General features: G+C 60.1%; 14 protein-coding genes, 1 pseudogene and 1 riboswitch. Of the genes and pseudogenes, 6 read left to right on the top strand and 9 right to left on the bottom strand.

The genetic code is table 11. From position 1 onward, the window contains the following. Positions 1 to 76 precede the first annotated feature (76 nt). A complete protein-coding gene (locus ACFWHB_RS05990) occupies positions 77 to 799 on the top strand; it encodes a 4'-phosphopantetheinyl transferase family protein (protein WP_395949661.1) in 723 nt (240 codons plus the stop codon). Next, positions 796 to 1,644 (top strand): tetratricopeptide repeat protein, encoded by an 849-nt coding sequence (locus tag ACFWHB_RS05985; RefSeq protein WP_395949660.1) that lies wholly within the window; start codon positions 796 to 798, stop codon positions 1,642 to 1,644. The genes ACFWHB_RS05990 and ACFWHB_RS05985 overlap by 4 nt, the downstream gene beginning before the upstream one ends. Before the next feature lie 131 nt (positions 1,645 to 1,775). Here ACFWHB_RS05985 and ACFWHB_RS05980 read toward each other — a convergent pair whose 3' ends face one another. Further along, positions 1,776 to 2,018, bottom strand: a complete 243-nt coding sequence (locus ACFWHB_RS05980) for an Lpp/OprI family alanine-zipper lipoprotein (protein WP_025327798.1) — start codon at positions 2,016 to 2,018, stop codon at positions 1,776 to 1,778. A gap of 223 nt (positions 2,019 to 2,241) precedes the next feature. Beyond that, positions 2,242 to 2,895, bottom strand: coding sequence for a 3,4-dihydroxy-2-butanone-4-phosphate synthase (gene ribB, locus ACFWHB_RS05975; RefSeq protein ID WP_106886160.1), 654 nt, complete (start codon positions 2,893 to 2,895; stop codon positions 2,242 to 2,244). 104 nt (positions 2,896 to 2,999) lie between these two features. Further along, a riboswitch (FMN riboswitch) is annotated at positions 3,000 to 3,157 on the bottom strand. A 209-nt stretch (positions 3,158 to 3,366) separates the two neighbouring features. Between ribB and purU the strand changes: the two genes are divergently transcribed. Beyond that, the gene (purU, locus tag ACFWHB_RS05970) at positions 3,367 to 4,203 is read left to right on the top strand and encodes a formyltetrahydrofolate deformylase (protein ID WP_042650512.1); all 837 of its coding nucleotides are present in this window, start codon (positions 3,367 to 3,369) and stop codon (positions 4,201 to 4,203) included. 64 nt (positions 4,204 to 4,267) lie between these two features. On the opposite strand, the gene ACFWHB_RS05965 is transcribed toward purU, so the two are convergent. Then, positions 4,268 to 5,536, bottom strand: a complete 1,269-nt coding sequence (locus tag ACFWHB_RS05965) for a DUF945 family protein (RefSeq protein ID WP_395949659.1) — start codon at positions 5,534 to 5,536, stop codon at positions 4,268 to 4,270. A 107-nt stretch (positions 5,537 to 5,643) separates the two neighbouring features. Further along, positions 5,644 to 7,125: a cardiolipin synthase gene (gene cls / locus ACFWHB_RS05960; protein ID WP_395949658.1), complete on the bottom strand. Its 1,482-nt coding sequence runs from the start codon at positions 7,123 to 7,125 to the stop codon at positions 5,644 to 5,646. A gap of 96 nt (positions 7,126 to 7,221) precedes the next feature. Between cls and ACFWHB_RS05955 the strand changes: the two genes are divergently transcribed. Continuing rightward, the gene (locus tag ACFWHB_RS05955; protein ID WP_162520035.1) at positions 7,222 to 7,773 is read left to right on the top strand and encodes a DUF1439 domain-containing protein; all 552 of its coding nucleotides are present in this window, start codon (positions 7,222 to 7,224) and stop codon (positions 7,771 to 7,773) included. Here ACFWHB_RS05955 and ACFWHB_RS05950 read toward each other — a convergent pair. Continuing rightward, positions 7,764 to 8,204 (bottom strand): GNAT family N-acetyltransferase, encoded by a 441-nt coding sequence (locus ACFWHB_RS05950; RefSeq protein WP_374048927.1) that lies wholly within the window; start codon positions 8,202 to 8,204, stop codon positions 7,764 to 7,766. The two genes, ACFWHB_RS05955 and ACFWHB_RS05950, sit on opposite strands and share 10 nt — an antisense overlap. A 327-nt stretch (positions 8,205 to 8,531) precedes the next feature. On the opposite strand from ACFWHB_RS05950, the gene ACFWHB_RS05945 reads away from it, so the two are divergent. Further along, positions 8,532 to 9,230, top strand: a complete 699-nt coding sequence (locus ACFWHB_RS05945) for a lytic transglycosylase domain-containing protein (RefSeq protein WP_368170433.1) — start codon at positions 8,532 to 8,534, stop codon at positions 9,228 to 9,230. Between the two features lie 243 nt (positions 9,231 to 9,473). Here the strand turns inward: ACFWHB_RS05945 and aqpZ are convergent, their stop codons facing one another. The 4 genes and pseudogenes from aqpZ to ACFWHB_RS05925 all read right to left on the bottom strand — a co-directional run bounded on the left by aqpZ (position 9,474) and on the right by ACFWHB_RS05925 (position 12,458). Continuing rightward, the gene (gene aqpZ / locus ACFWHB_RS05940) at positions 9,474 to 10,160 is read right to left on the bottom strand and encodes an aquaporin Z (RefSeq protein WP_025327805.1); all 687 of its coding nucleotides are present in this window, start codon (positions 10,158 to 10,160) and stop codon (positions 9,474 to 9,476) included. Positions 10,161 to 10,475: 315 nt separating this feature from the next. Then, positions 10,476 to 10,997, bottom strand: coding sequence for a crossover junction endodeoxyribonuclease RuvC (ruvC, locus tag ACFWHB_RS05935; protein WP_106886154.1), 522 nt, complete (start codon positions 10,995 to 10,997; stop codon positions 10,476 to 10,478). Positions 10,998 to 11,265: 268 nt separating this feature from the next. Beyond that, positions 11,266 to 12,168, bottom strand: a pseudogene (locus ACFWHB_RS05930) (Gfo/Idh/MocA family protein); the annotation flags it as partial. Positions 12,169 to 12,218: 50 nt separating this feature from the next. Next, positions 12,219 to 12,458, bottom strand: a complete 240-nt coding sequence (locus ACFWHB_RS05925; RefSeq protein WP_395949657.1) for a hypothetical protein — start codon at positions 12,456 to 12,458, stop codon at positions 12,219 to 12,221. A gap of 667 nt (positions 12,459 to 13,125) precedes the next feature. On the opposite strand from ACFWHB_RS05925, the gene ACFWHB_RS05920 reads away from it, so the two are divergent. Beyond that, complete coding sequence (locus tag ACFWHB_RS05920; RefSeq protein WP_395949656.1) at positions 13,126 to 14,682, top strand: OmpA family protein; 1,557 nt, start codon at positions 13,126 to 13,128, stop codon at positions 14,680 to 14,682.

Genomic DNA, 14,682 nt, shown 5'->3' with positions numbered 1-14,682 from the left:
ATCGCAAAAGTAGCGGTTTTGCCCTGTCAAAACGGATCGTTATCGCTGTTTCGACCTCATTTTAAAGTGAAATATTATGCTCTATGTGGATCTCTATTTGTTAAAACCGGCGCTCATCGACGCCGAGCAGTTGATCAGGCTGCAATCAGAGCTCTCGCCGGACGAATATCGCCATTGGCATGAGATCCGCCAGCCTGGCCGCCAGCGAGAGTACCTGCTCGGCCGGATACTGCTGCGCCGCCTGCTGGCCGAGCGGCTTGGCTGTCCGCCCGATATGCTGCTGTTTCGCACCAGCGAGCACGGCAAGCCCACCCTGGTCAGCCATGACTGGCAGTTCAATCTCAGTCACAGCGGGGACTGGCTGGTGCTCGCCCTCTGCCAGCAAGGCCCCCTCGGCGTGGATGTCGAAATGGGCTTGCGCCAGCGCCCCGTCCTGCCATTGGCCCAGCGTTTCTATGCCCCTGACGAATATCAGTGGCTGTGCACCCTGCCATCCTGGGAGCAGGCCTCGGCCTTCTATCGGCTCTGGTCACGCAAGGAGGCGGTGCTGAAAGCCCAGGGGGCCGGCATTGCCGCCGGGCTCGACAAGGTGCGTTTTGTGCCAAAAGAGGGGTGGCGGCTGGACAACCGGCTCGATACCCGGAGCTATCAGGTGCTGGACTGGCGTTTTGGCAGCGGTTGGCTGAGCCTCGCCGCTCCGACTCGCCAGATCAATGGCTACCTGCTGGACGAGCGCTTGAAATCCACGCCCCTGGACCCCATGTTGATCCACACCATTTTCCGAGAGTCAGCCTCATGATCGTCGACATCAATCCCCAGAACTTCCACGCCGAACTGATCGATGCGTCCATGAAAAAGCCGGTCGTCATCTATTTCCACGCCCCGCAGATGCCAGAATGCCAGGGCATGACCCCGCTGGTGGAAACCCTGGTCGGCCCGGCCAATCCCGCAGTCACCCTGGCCAAGGTCGACATGAACGATCCCCAGCTGCAACCCCTGGCCAGCCAGCTGGGTCTGCGCGCGCTGCCCGCACTGGTGCTGTTCCATCAGGGGCGCCCGGACGAGCAGGCCATCCTGGAAGGCCCGCAAGATGAGGCCACATTGCGCCAGTACTTCGCCGCCTTCGCCGCCAAGGAAGAGGAGCTGCTGCTCGAGCAGGGTCAGCAAGCCCTGGCTGAGGGTCAGGCAGATGTGGCCCATGCCCATCTCACCCAGGCCCACCGACTGGCCCCCGAGCGTCACGACATCAGCCTCTGGCTGGTGCAGGCGGCGCTGGATCTGGCTCTGCTGGATGAGGCGCAGGCCCTGCTCGCGACCATTCCCATGGTGGCACAGGATGATCACTATCAGACCCTGAGTTCCCGCCTGGCCCTGGCGCTGCAAGCTAGCGACAGCCCCGAGTTGCGCGCCCTGGAGCAGCGTCACGCCGAGACACCGGACGACGACGCCCTCAGCCAGGAGCTGGCGGTGCAATACAGTCAGGTTGGCCGTCAGGAAGAAGCCCTGGCGTTGCTGTTCAACATTCTCAAGCGCGATCTGGCGTTTGGCGATGCCAAGAAGATCTATCTCGATATCCTGACCACAATGGGGGCACACCCGGCTGCGCAGAGTTATCGTCGCAAGCTCTATAGCCTGCTTTATTGATCGATGAAGATATCAGGGGATGCCGAGCAATCGGCATTGCCTTGTTCAGGCGGGCAGTGCAGTAATAAGGGAAATGACGAATTTCAGGCAAAAAAAATGGCGCATTAAAATGCGCCATTTTTTCGCATGGATTACTTCTTGTAGGAAGTAGCCATGTTGTCGATGCGCTGGTTAGCACGAGCTGCTTCTTGGTTAGCAGTTGCGATATCAGCAGCCATCTTGGATTGATCAGCACGAACTGCGCTAACATCTTGAGCCAGTTGGTCAACTTTGTTAGACAGATTCTGAACGGAAGTTTCCAGTTCGCTGGTGTTTGCACAACCGCCCAGCAGGGCAGACAGACCAACAACACCTACCAACAACATTTTCTTCATTTTTAAAGCTCCCTTTAACTCGCCAGACGTTTAGCAAGCGGCGTGATTATGGCACAAATAAATACGAGTTTGGATAGGCCCCATCACAGATAAATGCATTAAAACCCTCATTTTTTTTTAAACGCACACTTTCTGTGCAAATCTAAGTCAAAAACGAGTGCTCTGGATGAGGTTCGCACCAAGCGTAACCAAAAAATGCCCTTATTACAATTTCGTATGAAGCTTAAGCCGAACGTTCTGACAGCATTTGACGATATTGCACCAGATCTTCGATGGTCAGCACCGGCATCCGGTGCTGGCGACCAAAGGCTACCAGGTCGGGCAACCTGGCCATGGAACCATCGGCCTTGGTCAGCTCGCACAACACCCCGTAAGGCTTGAGGCCGGCCAGCTGCATCAGATCGACAGTGGCTTCGGTATGGCCGCGCCGGGTCAGCACGCCGCCGGTGCGGGCACGCAGCGGGAAGACATGGCCTGGGCGATGTAGATCCGATGGCCGGGCGCCGTCGGCGATGGCGGCCTGGATGGTGGTGATGCGGTCGGCGGCGGAGACACCCGTGGTGACACCCTGGGCCGCTTCTATGGTCACGGTGAAGGCGGTCTGATAATGGCTGGAGTTGGCCTCCACCATCATGGGCAGCTCGAGCTGGCGTACCCGCTCGTCAGTCAGGCAGAGGCAGACGATGCCGGAGCACTCGCGGATCATCATGGCCATCTGTTCGTTGGTCATGGATTCTGCGGCGAAGATGAGGTCGCCCTCGTTCTCCCGATCTTCATCATCGGCCACCAGCACGCCACGGCCGGCACGCAATGCGGCCAGCGCGGCTTCGACGCGGGCAATGGGATCACCAAATTCACTGAGTAGAGACTGATTCATGGTAAGACTCCTAAACAAGACAAGGACCAGAATCAGGGCATGGAAAGGCAGACAGAGATAGGTATGCAGCAGCCGGCCCGCGGGAGCCATGACTGCAATATCTGTCTTATCCTCTTTCATCCGGACTGTGACCGTCGGCTCCGGCATCTCACCGGATCTGCTGACCCCGTCCCGGTGCAATACCGGGTCGGGCGCTCGCGGGCTCCCCGAGTCAGATCGGGATACCGCCGGTGGGGAATTTCACCCCGCCCTGAGAATAAGCGCAGACAGCCTAAAGAAAAAAAACGCAGGATACCAGCCCAAAACCCATCAAAGATGAATAGGATGCCGCGCACCGCCGCCCGCTGGCGACTTGCCACTCAGCTGCACGGCGCGCTGTCCTTTCTGATTTTGTTTATGGCATAGTGCCAGCAAAAACGTGCAGCCCGCGCAGACTCGGGCGCCAACACCACAAACGGAATCATGACAGAGATGGAAAAGAAAATACTGCTGACCGATTGCCCCGACGCCAAGGGGCTGATCGCCAAGATCACCAACATCTGCTACAAGCACCAGCTCAACATCAACAAGAACGACGAGTTCGTGGATCACGAAAACGGCCGCTTCTTCATGCGTACCGAGCTGGAGGGGCGTTTCAATGACGAGACCCTGCTGGCGGATCTCGACGACGCCCTGCCGGCGGGCGCCCAGCGCCGTCTGGTCAAGGCGGGCAAGAAGCGCATCGTCATCCTGGTCACCAAGGAGACCCATTGCCTCGGCGACATCCTGATGAAAAACTACGCCGGTGCGCTGGACATGGACATAGTGGCGGTGATCGGCAACTACGACACGCTCGCAGAATTGACGGGCAAGTTCGACATCCCCTTCCATGCCGTGAGCCATGAAGATCTCAGCCGCACCGAGCATGAAGAGCAGGTGCGCACCCTCATCGACGGCTACCAGCCGGATTACGTGATCCTGGCCAAGTACATGCGGGTGCTGACCCCGAGCTTCGTGGAGGCCTATCCGCGCAAGCTCATCAACATCCATCACTCCTTCCTGCCCGCCTTCATCGGTGCCCGCCCCTATCGTCAGGCCTTCGATCGCGGGGTCAAGCTGATCGGTGCCACCGCCCACTTCGTCACCGACGACCTGGATGAAGGTCCCATCATAGAGCAGGACGTGATCCACGTGGGCCATGCCTTCAGCGCCGACGACATGGCCAAGGCGGGACGGGATGTGGAGAAATCCGTGCTGAGCCGTGCCCTGGAGCTGGTGCTGAACGAGCGGGTCTTCGTCTACGGCAACAAGACTGTGGTGTTCAAGTAACCCTGTCCGTCGTTCGACGCCCAGCAAAAAGGCTCCCGAGGGAGCCTTTTTCGTCTGGCTGCGCTTATTGAGGCAGGGGCAGACCGTTGATGGTGACCAGCCCCTTGTCGAGCTTGAGCTCTGCATTGAGGTGCGCCGGCTCCGCCTTCAGATAACCCAGGGCCGTGAACTGGGCCAGCATGGGCGCCAGCTGCGGCACCGCCTTGCCCAGCTGGTCCCCGAGGCTGGCATTGAGCAGCCCGGACAGGGCCTGCATCCCCTCCTCGCTTCCCATCAGCTGTGCCAGGGTCGTTGGCGCCAGCTTGGCCTCCCCTTTCAGGCTGACGGGCTCGCCGTTGAGCTGGGCGCTGAGATCGGTCAGCTCCAGCGTGGCGCCCCGTTGCAGCATCTTGTCCAGCGCCTGCTGGATAGCCGCCTCGTCCACCCGCTGGCTGCTGGCCTCCTGCAGGGTCTGATAGCCCTCCAGATCCAGCCCCTTGAGCGCCAGATCCAGACTTCCCTGGGTCAGAGCCAGGCTGTCGCTCTCGTTCTCCAGGTTGAGGGTCGCCACCTTCATCTGATAGCGGCTGGAGAGGGTCTGGGCATCATCCCCCGCCAGCTGGGTGTTGGTGCTGACCCCCTGCAATGAGAGCTTGACGCTCTCCGGCAGTTGCAAGGAGAGAGCGGACAGCGTCATCTCGCTGTTAGGAGAGAGCCAGATGCCGCTGATTTCGGCCATGTCGGCACTGCCCTTGAGATCCGCCAGGGCCAGATCCATCTTGCTCTGGGCATCGTGGACCGTCATGCCCAGCCACTGGAAGACCAGGTGGCCATTGCCATCGAGATCCCCGCGATAATCCCCGCTCAGGGGCAGGAAGCTGAACTCGTTGAGCCCCTCCTTGACCTTGAAGTCGCTGGCCCAGAAACGGGAGCTGTTGCTCATGGTCCAGAGGCTGCTGGCCGACTCCAGGCCAAGCTGCCACTGCTGCATGCCGAGGGCGGTGAAGACCGGGGCCAGGGTCCCCGCCGAGGTGTCGAGCAGCATGTTGCTCTTGATATAGAGCGGCAGCAGGCGGCTGTTGACGCGCAGCTGCAGCTCTATGGGCTCGCTTCCCGCCATCTGGGGATCGAAACTCGCCAGCGTCTGGGGTGTTACCACCACCTTGAGCACCCCATCACGGGTGAACAGGTTCTCGCTGGTGGGTAACCAGGTGATCTCGACCCCGCTCTCCTGCTTGGCCCTCACGATCTGCTCCCCCAGGATGCGATCGAAGGCATTGCCCGTGTACCAGCAGGCGCCCAGCCCCCCCACCACCAATGCCGCTCCGGCAGCCATGGCCACTGTCTTTTTCATCTGCTCTCTTACTCCTGATTTTTCTATGGCGGGTGCATAGGCGCACTCTACGGGGAGGATGGGAACACAAGCAAGCCAGATCCCGGCTCATGGCCCATTCTCGACTGTCACAGCAAGGGGCTGAACAGGTAGAAGATGTTCTCCAGCAATTTTTTGTACCAGGGACGGGCCCGCCACTGGGTCAGCGACATGGGGGTCGCCTCCAGCATGTAGCCCTGCACCAGCTGATTCATCTCGGCGACAAACACCGGGTTGTCGATGAGCAGGGTGATCTCGAAATTGAGCCAGAGGCTGCGTCTGTCGAGATTGACCGTGCCCACCAGGGCGAAGTCGTCGTCCACCAGCACGCTCTTGGTGTGCAGCAGACCGGCATCATAGCGGTAAATTTCGACCCCGGCCGCCAGCAGATCCTCCATGAAGGAGTTGCTCGCGTGGTTGGCCATCAGGGAGTCGTTGCGCGCCGGCAGCACCAGCTGCACCAGCACGCCCCGCGCCGCAGCCGAGGAGAGAGCCGCCGCCAAGGGGTCGTCCGGTACGAAATAGGGGGTAGTCAGCACCAGGTGGTGGCGTGCCTGGTAGATGGCCAGCAGCAGGCTCTGCTGGATGCAGTCACCGCCGACGAAGGGGCCTGAGGGGATGAGTTGGGCCCGATAGTTGGTTTGCGGCCAGGCCTCGGGTTCGTGCTGCAGGCTGTCGAGCAGCCGCTCGCCGGTCTCCATCTCCCAGTCCCAGACGAAGGTGGACCACATCAGGGGCACCACTGGCCCCTGCACCCGGATCATGATGTCGACCCACTGACCGACACCGGCATCCTGCTTGAAGAAGCGGGGATCCACCATGTTCATGGAGCCGGTGTAACCGACCCTGTCATCTATCACCACCAGCTTGCGGTGCATGCGCAAGTCCTGGCGCTGGAACGGGATGCGCCAGGCACCCACCGGCAGCACCTCCACTACCTTGACCCCGGCCGCGCGCAGCGACTTAGGCCAACCGGAGCGGAAGAAGGTCTTGCTGCCGACGGAATCGAGCAACACGCGACAATCCACGCCGCGCGCCGCCACCTCGACAAGGGCCTCGCACACCGCGTCCACGTCCCCGCCTGGATGCCAGATGTAGAACTCCAGGTAGCAGGACTGGGAGGAGCCGCGGATGTCGCGCACTATCTCCTGAATGATGGTGTCGGGCCTGTGCAGCAGCGTCATCCGGTTGCCCGAGAGCATGGGCATGGCCAGCCGTCCCTGGATCAGATCATGGAGCGGGCGAGCCTTGCTGCCCACCTCGCAGCAGTGCTGGGGAAAGAGGCGGGCGAGCTGGCGGATCCAGATGGCGTAAGGGCGATACATGGCCTGGGCACGTTCGGCCCGCTTGCGGCCGAGCCGTATCTCCCCAAACAGCACATAGAAGCCGACCCCGGCGAAGGGAATGGCATAGATGAGCGCCAGCCAGGCGAGGGATACCCCTATGGGACGCCGCTTCATCACCACTCGCAGGGAGATCCCCGCGACTATCACGGTGTGAAACAACAGCAACAGCCAGCCGAGAAAGCGGGAGAACAGCAACTGAATGTCGTATTCCAGACCGTCGAGCAAGACGACTCCTTGGTGTTATGAACAAAGGGCATGGGCAGATCCCACAGGGCCACAATGGTATGCTGTGGGACAAACCCATTCTATCAGGTCGTTAGCATGATCCTGCAATCTATGCTGCTGAGTCTGGCCATGCTAGGTCAAGGCTCATATGACATCAATGAGCAACAGATAAACCAGTACCTGCAATCCCAGGTGCAAGTCGACAAACAGCTGGAGTTGCCCGGCATCATCAAGGCCCATGTCCAGCTCGAGCAGAGCGATGTCCAGATCGGTCGCCAGAGTCCGGATACCGCCAGGGTCTTTGGCAAGGGGAAACTGAAGATCTCCCTGCCGGACCAGACCCAGTACGATGCCCTGCTGAACATGACCTATGAGGCGAGGCCGCGCTACGACAAGGCCCAGAGCGCGCTCTTTCTCGACAACATGAAGCTGATTGACTACAAGCTGGAGCCCGCGGCGGCGGAGCAGAAGTTCGGTTTCATGCTGAGGATGCTGCTGCAGAGCATGGAGAAGCGGCTGGAGACCCAGCCCGTCTACAAGCTCGACGACAAGGATCCCAACCAAGCCTGGCTCAAGGAGAACCTGCTGGGGCTGGAGCTGTCACCGGGCAAGATCCACCTGCTGACCAAGCCGAAGGATCAGTTGTAGACAGTGGCCATCGCCTGACGCACCAGCAGCTCGATCTGATAACCCTGTTCGCGCTGCTGGTGATAGAGGGTATGAAGCGGTCCGTCGAGTTCATGCAGGGGAAGGTGGGCAAAGCCCGCCTTGAGGTAGAAGGGTTTCTCGAAGGGCAAGGCGTGGCAGATCACGGGCTTGTCCAGCAGATCGCTGCAGGCGTGCTGCAGCAGCCGGGAACCCAGCCCCAATGACTGGTAGTGCGGCAACAGCCGGAAACCGCACAGGTGGTAATAGTCCTGTTCGTCGCGCAGGCGCACGGCCCCCACCAGCCAATGGGCATCCCGTACCACGAAGATCCGTTCGGCCAGATCCGGTACATAGTGGGAAAACGTCGTCTCGTAATAGTCCCTGATCAGGGAAAGATCCGCATCACAGTACTCTTCGAATCTGAGCTCCATCGCCCGCCTGCTTCTCATACCCATTTCGCTCTGGCCACCTGGCCCTCTCTTGACCCATCAACCGGCCCCACGAAGAGATCAGACCAGAGTGGAGCAACAGCAAGATAACACGCCTTTAACTTACAAAAAAGCCAATAGCCAGCAGGGGAGTTGCGGCGTCGTCCATTGCCTCTTGCGAGGCTGCGGCACCCGCCTCGGGGAGCCAGTGGCCCCCTTCTGCCCGGGCTTTTCTTGTGACTCCTCGTCGGGGCCCTTGTTCTGCCTCGCCCCGGATGCTTTACTCAACGTGGCTAACAAGGCTTAAGGAGCAAGCCGTTGAAAGCATGGATGTTGCTGGGAGCCATTTTGCTGTTCCCCCTCAGTGCCTGGAGTCAGACGCCGCCACCGGCCGAGGTGGTGGTCCTGACATCCGAGTCGATCCCGTCACCCAAGGTGACAGAGCCCGCACCGCCCCCTGCCGCGCGCCAGATCCAGGTCTACAAGTCGGTGCAAAAGAACGGTGTGGTGCGCTATTCCGACATGATGCCGGAGCAGGGTCATTACGAGCTGCTGCTGTTCAACGACTGCTACGCCTGCGATCCCGCCTCCAGGGTCAACTGGCGCACCACAGGCCTCTTCCTCTACGACTATGCCAGCACCATACAGGCGGCGGCCAAGACCTATCAGGTGGAGCCTGCCCTCATCCGGGCGCTGATCCACGCCGAATCCGCCTTCAACCCGCTGGCCGTCTCCCGCAAGGGGGCCATGGGGCTAACCCAGCTGATGCCGGCGACTGCCCGCGAGCTCGGGGTCGGCAATGCCCTGATGGCCGAGCAGAATATCTTCGGCGGGGTGAAATACCTGGCGGGCCTGCTCAAGCAGTATGACGGCAATGTTGCCTTGGCCACGGCCGCCTACAACGCCGGGGCCGGTGCGGTGCAAAAGCACGGTGGCATACCGCCCTATGCAGAAACGCGCGCCTATGTGGCGCGGGTCAAGCTGCTGCACCAACGCTATAAAGAGATGCTGAGCGCACGGGGCTTGTAAGTCCTTTGCAAGACACAAGCACGGCGGCATCCCCTCCCATCTTTGCCGAAACCCGGGCCTAGGTGGCGCGGATCAAGCTGCTGCACCAGCGCAATAAAGAGATGCTGAGCGCCCGGGGTTTATGATCCCCTCATCCTCTACCTTAGAAAAAGAAAAACCGGGGTCATCCCGGTTTTGCTGCCCTCCAGAAACAAAAAAACACGCCCGCAGGCGTGTCGATACCACACATAGTTCAGTAACAGCTCACTCTTTGGTGGCGATCACGCGATAGGCCAATGCCCCCAGAATGGCACCGACGATGGGAGCGACCCAGAACAGCCAGAGCTGGCTGACGGCCCAGTCACCCACGAACAGTGCCACACCCGTGCTGCGAGCCGGGTTCACCGAGGTGTTGGTCACCGGGATGCTGATGAGGTGGATAAGGGTCAGACACAGACCGATGGCGATGGGGGCAAAGCCCGCCGGTGCACGGCTGTCGGTGGCTCCCATGATGACGAACAGGAAGAAGCCGGTCATCACCACTTCACACACCAGTGCCGCCAGCAGGCTGTAACCGCCCGGTGAGTGCTCACCATAACCGTTGGAGGCGAAGCCGGCGCTCACGTCAAATCCGGCCTGGCCGCTGGCGATCACATAGAGCACGCCACCTGCCGCGATACCGCCAAGGACCTGAGCCACGATGTAAGGCACGACACCCGATGCAGGGAAACGGCCACCGGCCCACAGACCCAGGGTCACGGCCGGGTTCAGGTGACAACCAGAGATGTGACCTATGGCGAAGGCCATGGTCAGCACGGTCAGACCGAACGCCAGAGCCACACCCAGCAGGCCTATCCCCACATTCGGGAAAGCGGCAGCCAGCACGGCACTGCCACAGCCCCCCAGCACCAGCCAGAAGGTGCCCATAAATTCAGCTGCAAATGGTTTCACTCTCATATCTCCCGATGATGACTAGAACAGGAGCCTGGAAAAGGCTCATACGGACACTGCTATTCAACAGGCGCCATATTATGGGAGTGTGGTGGAGTAAGACGAAGCCGGCTTTATTTACGCAAAATGTGTGATGTGCATCACAAGTTGTTGATTAAACGGGAGCTTCTGCACCCGAGTCGCCCCCATTTCTCATCAGAGTCCCCCCTGATCCTGCGACAGCTTGTGACCCAATCAGCGCTTTTGACAACAGCACGCCGGGCAACAGGCTCGTGCCAGGCGCAGTGGGGCGCCCTCGCAGAGCCCGTCTGGGGATCAGCGGTAACGGCCACGCACCGAGCTGGTGGCACGCCCCGCCATCTTGATGAGGCTCTGGCGGGTGTGGAAGTGACAGAGCGCCACCCCGAGGGCATCCGCCGCATCCGCCTGAGGGGTGGCAGAGAGCTTGAGCAGATGGGTCACCATGTGCTGTACCTGCTCCTTGGCTGCCCCGCCCGTGCCCACCACCGCCTGCTTGATCTGGGTCGCCGAGTATTCGCTCACCGGCAGCAGGGCGTTGACCGCCGCCACTATGGCGCTGCCCCGTGCCTGACCTAGCTTCAAGGCCGAATCGGCGTTGCGGGCCATGAAGACGCGCTCTATGGCAAAGTCATCGGGCTTGAACTGGGTGATGATCTCGCTCACCCCGTCATACACCTGCTTGAGGCGCGACGGCAGCTCGCCCAGGTCGGTGCGAATGCAACCGGAACCCAGATACTCCGCCTTGCCCGCGACTATGCGGATGACGCCGTAGCCGGTGATCCGCGAACCGGGGTCTATACCCAGAATAATGCTCATGAAGGGATCACCTTGTCCGCCGCGACCGGGCGCTCATCAGCGGCCCGTGGCAAACCCGGCGCCATTTGCGAAACGTTGCTCATCACACTCTGTTGCTCTGCAGATCTTTCATGGGCGCCAAGATAGCAAACAAGCGCCCCCTTGGCTCGCGCGGCGGCGCCCTCCCCTGTCAACCGCGCAGGGATGCGTCATCTTGTACAGTACTCTGGTTGTTTTCTCGCCCCTGTGGCCCATCGGCAGCCCGTGGGAAAGGCAAACCGGGTTCACTCCCCGCCAGCTCAACCAGTCGCTCCGCCAGCCGGTGGCTGTGCAGATAGCTCTCGATAAGTCCCCCATCTGCCTTGCCTGTTTCAATTTGCTGATACCAGTGGGCCAGCATGGCGACAAAACCCCGGCTCGCCAATACCGGCTGCCAGTCATCGGGGGTCAGGGTCTGCACCACCTTGCCCTGGGCCAGGGTGCCTCTGGTGCAGTTCTCCAGGTGGAGCGACAGGTTGTCGCCATAGGCATCGATGCGCTCCTCGGTGAGGCCGGCGCTGCGGTTCATGCTGCCACTCACCGCCACCTGCCCGCTCTGCCAGGCGACGCTCACCCCGGCCAGCAGCTCGGGCTGCTGGGCACTGCGCCTTAGCACCGCATGGAGATCCCCGCTCGGGGCGCCGCCATAGAAGCAGAGGCTGTCGAGCACATGGATAAAGTCGTCGAACAGGAACTGGCGCGGCAGCCCAGGCAGGGCATGCCTGTGTTTCTGCCAGTTAAGTTCGGTGAGCGCTTGGCTGCGGGCAGCGCCCATGGCAGGCAGATAGCGGCGGTTGAAGCCCACAAAGAGCGGGCAATCCTGCGCGATGGCGAGGTTGGCGAGCGCCTCCACCTCGGCGGCGTTGTCACAGAGCGGCTTGTCGACAAAGGTGGGGATGCCGGCGCGCAGGCACTGCTCCGCCAGCTTGCCATGCACGGCTGTGGCGGCGTGGATCATCACGGCATCCGGGCGACTAGCCAGCAGTGCGTCCACCTCGGTGAAGCACTCGGCGATCCGGTACTGGCGGGCCAGCTTGTCCAGCACTTGGGGATTGCGGGTGCAGAGCAGCGGAGTGACCCGCTCGTCGCTGGCGAGCAGTGGCAGATAGGCCTTCTGGGCGATATCACCGAGGCCAATCAGGGCAATGCGCATGGGAACTCCTTGTGATGAGTGCGATGGCACAGGGTAACATTCGGCCTTGCCTACTCGGGTTCTTTCGAGAGCCCCTTGGCCTGCTCTTTGGCATCCAGCCATTTGCCCACTCTGGCCCCCAGCTCGGAGCAGAGCATGGCGCTGACCACAGCCCAGAGCAGCTGGTTGAAATCAAAGTTCGCCTGCTTCTCAAACAGCAGGGGCACCATGAGGTTGAAGGCAATGATCCCGAGCACCAGCCCGAGCCCGCTGCCTATCTTCTCTCTTCTGGATCTGACCTTAACCGCCATCTATGTCTCCCAATGCAGATAAGCCTGCTGAAGTGTTCGTGAAGGATTTACAAGAGAGGCAAGCATGCGGCCTCTCTCTATCGATATTATTTAGCAGCACAAGATAGCAACGCCGCCACCGCCAAACAGCCTCTCTCGATAATTAATTCACCAACTGCGATCAATGCCATGTTTTATCCTGTTGACGCATGTTTTTTCACCAACACATAGCGATAAGAACGCCAGATGTCACCTCCTGTTCTCCATCTTGCCGTGCCGCGACCCAATAGAGCACAACGGCAGATCTCCCCCTCACAAACAGCCTGACAGCCACTCGCCCCCTTTATCATCGAGAAAGAAACAACTTGGTAACATTATTTAAAAAACGATGTTTTTCTGATGCTTGCATCATTTTTGCGCTCGCTTGATCAGCCTCGTTTGGCTTATCATTGCCACTTGATGCCTATTCAACGACATGGGCGATTGCCTCTGCTGACAAATAGGGCAAACAGGAAGCCGTTATTTACGAGAATTAGCGCGTTGTGGGCCGATATTCAAAAAACTCACCACTAATGCCTTTCGTATCAATAATCGTCGATTATTTTACCGCGTATTGAGAGATCACTTTCTCTGCGCATTTTTTGCATGCCTGCATCTCGGCATTAAATAAGAATGGCAAGGAATAGCTATGGATAAATCGTTTCGTCTTGCGCCCCTCAGCTGTGTATTGATTGCTGCCGTTGGCTGCAGCTCTCAGCAGATGCAGAGTTTCAAATCGACGGTCAATGACATCGGCAAAGATTATGGTATGCCCGTGCTCTGTGGCGCAGGCATGATCGCAGGTGGGGCCGCAGGTTACGCTCTTAACGGGGAAAAAGGGGCCGTCGCAGGGCTGGCCATCGGCGGCGTACTGGGCTGTGCGGCAGGCTATATGTGGCAATCCCGGCTGCAAGAGCTTGACCGTATCGCGAAGGAAGAGAATCTCAAGATCACCACAGAACAGCTGACCCTTGCCGAACCCGCAGTGGCGACCAATGTGCCCCAGAATGCGGGTCTGGTTGCCCAGATACCCGATTCGGGCATGTTCGCCATTGGTTCTGACCAGCTGACGGAAAGCGGTCAACGGGTGGTGACCAAACTGGCTCAGGTGTATGCCAATCCCCCCTCCGCCACTCAAGCTGAGGCATCCAGTGAGCGTCAAGAGCGCCGCATTCTCCTCGTCGGTCATAGCGATGCGACCGGCCCTGCAGAATTCAACCTGAAACTGTCCGAGCAACGGGCCAGGGCTGTCGGCAAGGTCCTGGTAAAAGCGGGGATCCCGGCCACCTCCATCTATTACCAAGGAGCGGGCTCTTCGCGCCCCATCGCAGACAACAGTGACCCCTTGCTGCGCGGTCAGAATCGCCGGGTCGAGATCGTTGAACTCGCGAACGAGCAGGCCCTGGTGATGCGGGCTCAGTCCGAAGAGGGCAACACAAGATATCTGCGTTATGGCGCTTCCGATGCTGCCAAGCCTCGTGTGGCTGCTGCCACACCAGCCGCGCAGTCCGCAAGCAGTGCAAGCAAGGTGGCTGCCACGTCGAAAACCACCCCTCGTCAAGCCACAGCCAAACAGAGCGCACCTGACAGCAACACGGCCAAGGCGGCTCCCAACGCCAAGGCAGCGGTGGATTTTGGCGGCGCACCTGCCAATACCTACCAGTGGAACATGGCCCAGAACATCAAGCCCAAGGCGAGCGGCTTTGCGCTGATCAGCAGCGCCTACGCGAGCGACATGCCGATGTCGAGCTGTGAGGCGGATAAGCCGCGCAGTGCGGGCCAGGTGCTGAGCATGGCAGACGACAAGCCTCTCCCACGCCATGCCACCAAGGAGTACATGCCCGGCTACAACAACCGCGTCTGGGCCAATACCGTCAACGGCCACCTGGTGACTGTCTCTCCGGTTTCCATCCTGCGGGATAACGCCAAGGTCGATCGCCAGCCGCTCCTGCAGGTGGTTCAGGATTACAAGTCCTCAAACCAGAAGAAAGCCCAATCCCTCAAGGCGGTGGCCAACACCTACGAGGGCGAGAGTGAAGTGCTTTACCGCGTCTTCACCAGCGATCCCAAGGCGCCCGTCTCCTGCATGGATCTCGTGTTCAGTAAAGGCAACGCCAAGGTCAGCCAGGGAGCCCTGTTCTATCCGGCAGGTTCCGAGGCTTATGTGGCTTCCTACATGCCCATTCCCGCCACCCATTCCAAATAA

It is taken from the genome of Aeromonas mytilicola subsp. aquatica, from assembly GCF_044336385.1.
Classification (GTDB): domain Bacteria; phylum Pseudomonadota; class Gammaproteobacteria; order Enterobacterales; family Aeromonadaceae; genus Aeromonas; species Aeromonas rivipollensis.
The sequence above is the reverse complement of the archived record's forward strand: the minus strand, read 5'-3'. Positions and strand labels throughout refer to the sequence as shown.

Bases quoted from the DNA above. Each gene is read 5' to 3' on its own strand.
- ACFWHB_RS05990 (WP_395949661.1), top strand. From the start codon at position 77: ATGCTCTATGTGGATCTCTATTTGTTAAAACCGGCGCTCATCGACGCC.
- ACFWHB_RS05985 (WP_395949660.1), top strand. From the start codon at position 796: ATGATCGTCGACATCAATCCCCAGAACTTCCACGCCGAACTGATCGAT.
- ACFWHB_RS05980 (WP_025327798.1), bottom strand. From the start codon at position 2,018: ATGAAGAAAATGTTGTTGGTAGGTGTTGTTGGTCTGTCTGCCCTGCTG.
- ribB (WP_106886160.1), bottom strand. From the start codon at position 2,895: ATGAATCAGTCTCTACTCAGTGAATTTGGTGATCCCATTGCCCGCGTC.
- purU (WP_042650512.1), top strand. From the start codon at position 3,367: ATGGAAAAGAAAATACTGCTGACCGATTGCCCCGACGCCAAGGGGCTG.
- ACFWHB_RS05965 (WP_395949659.1), bottom strand. From the start codon at position 5,536: ATGAAAAAGACAGTGGCCATGGCTGCCGGAGCGGCATTGGTGGTGGGG.
- ACFWHB_RS05955 (WP_162520035.1), top strand. From the start codon at position 7,222: ATGATCCTGCAATCTATGCTGCTGAGTCTGGCCATGCTAGGTCAAGGC.
- ACFWHB_RS05950 (WP_374048927.1), bottom strand. From the start codon at position 8,204: ATGGAGCTCAGATTCGAAGAGTACTGTGATGCGGATCTTTCCCTGATC.
- ACFWHB_RS05945 (WP_368170433.1), top strand. From the start codon at position 8,532: ATGTTGCTGGGAGCCATTTTGCTGTTCCCCCTCAGTGCCTGGAGTCAG.
- ruvC (WP_106886154.1), bottom strand. From the start codon at position 10,997: ATGAGCATTATTCTGGGTATAGACCCCGGTTCGCGGATCACCGGCTAC.
- ACFWHB_RS05925 (WP_395949657.1), bottom strand. From the start codon at position 12,458: ATGGCGGTTAAGGTCAGATCCAGAAGAGAGAAGATAGGCAGCGGGCTC.
- ACFWHB_RS05920 (WP_395949656.1), top strand. From the start codon at position 13,126: ATGGATAAATCGTTTCGTCTTGCGCCCCTCAGCTGTGTATTGATTGCT.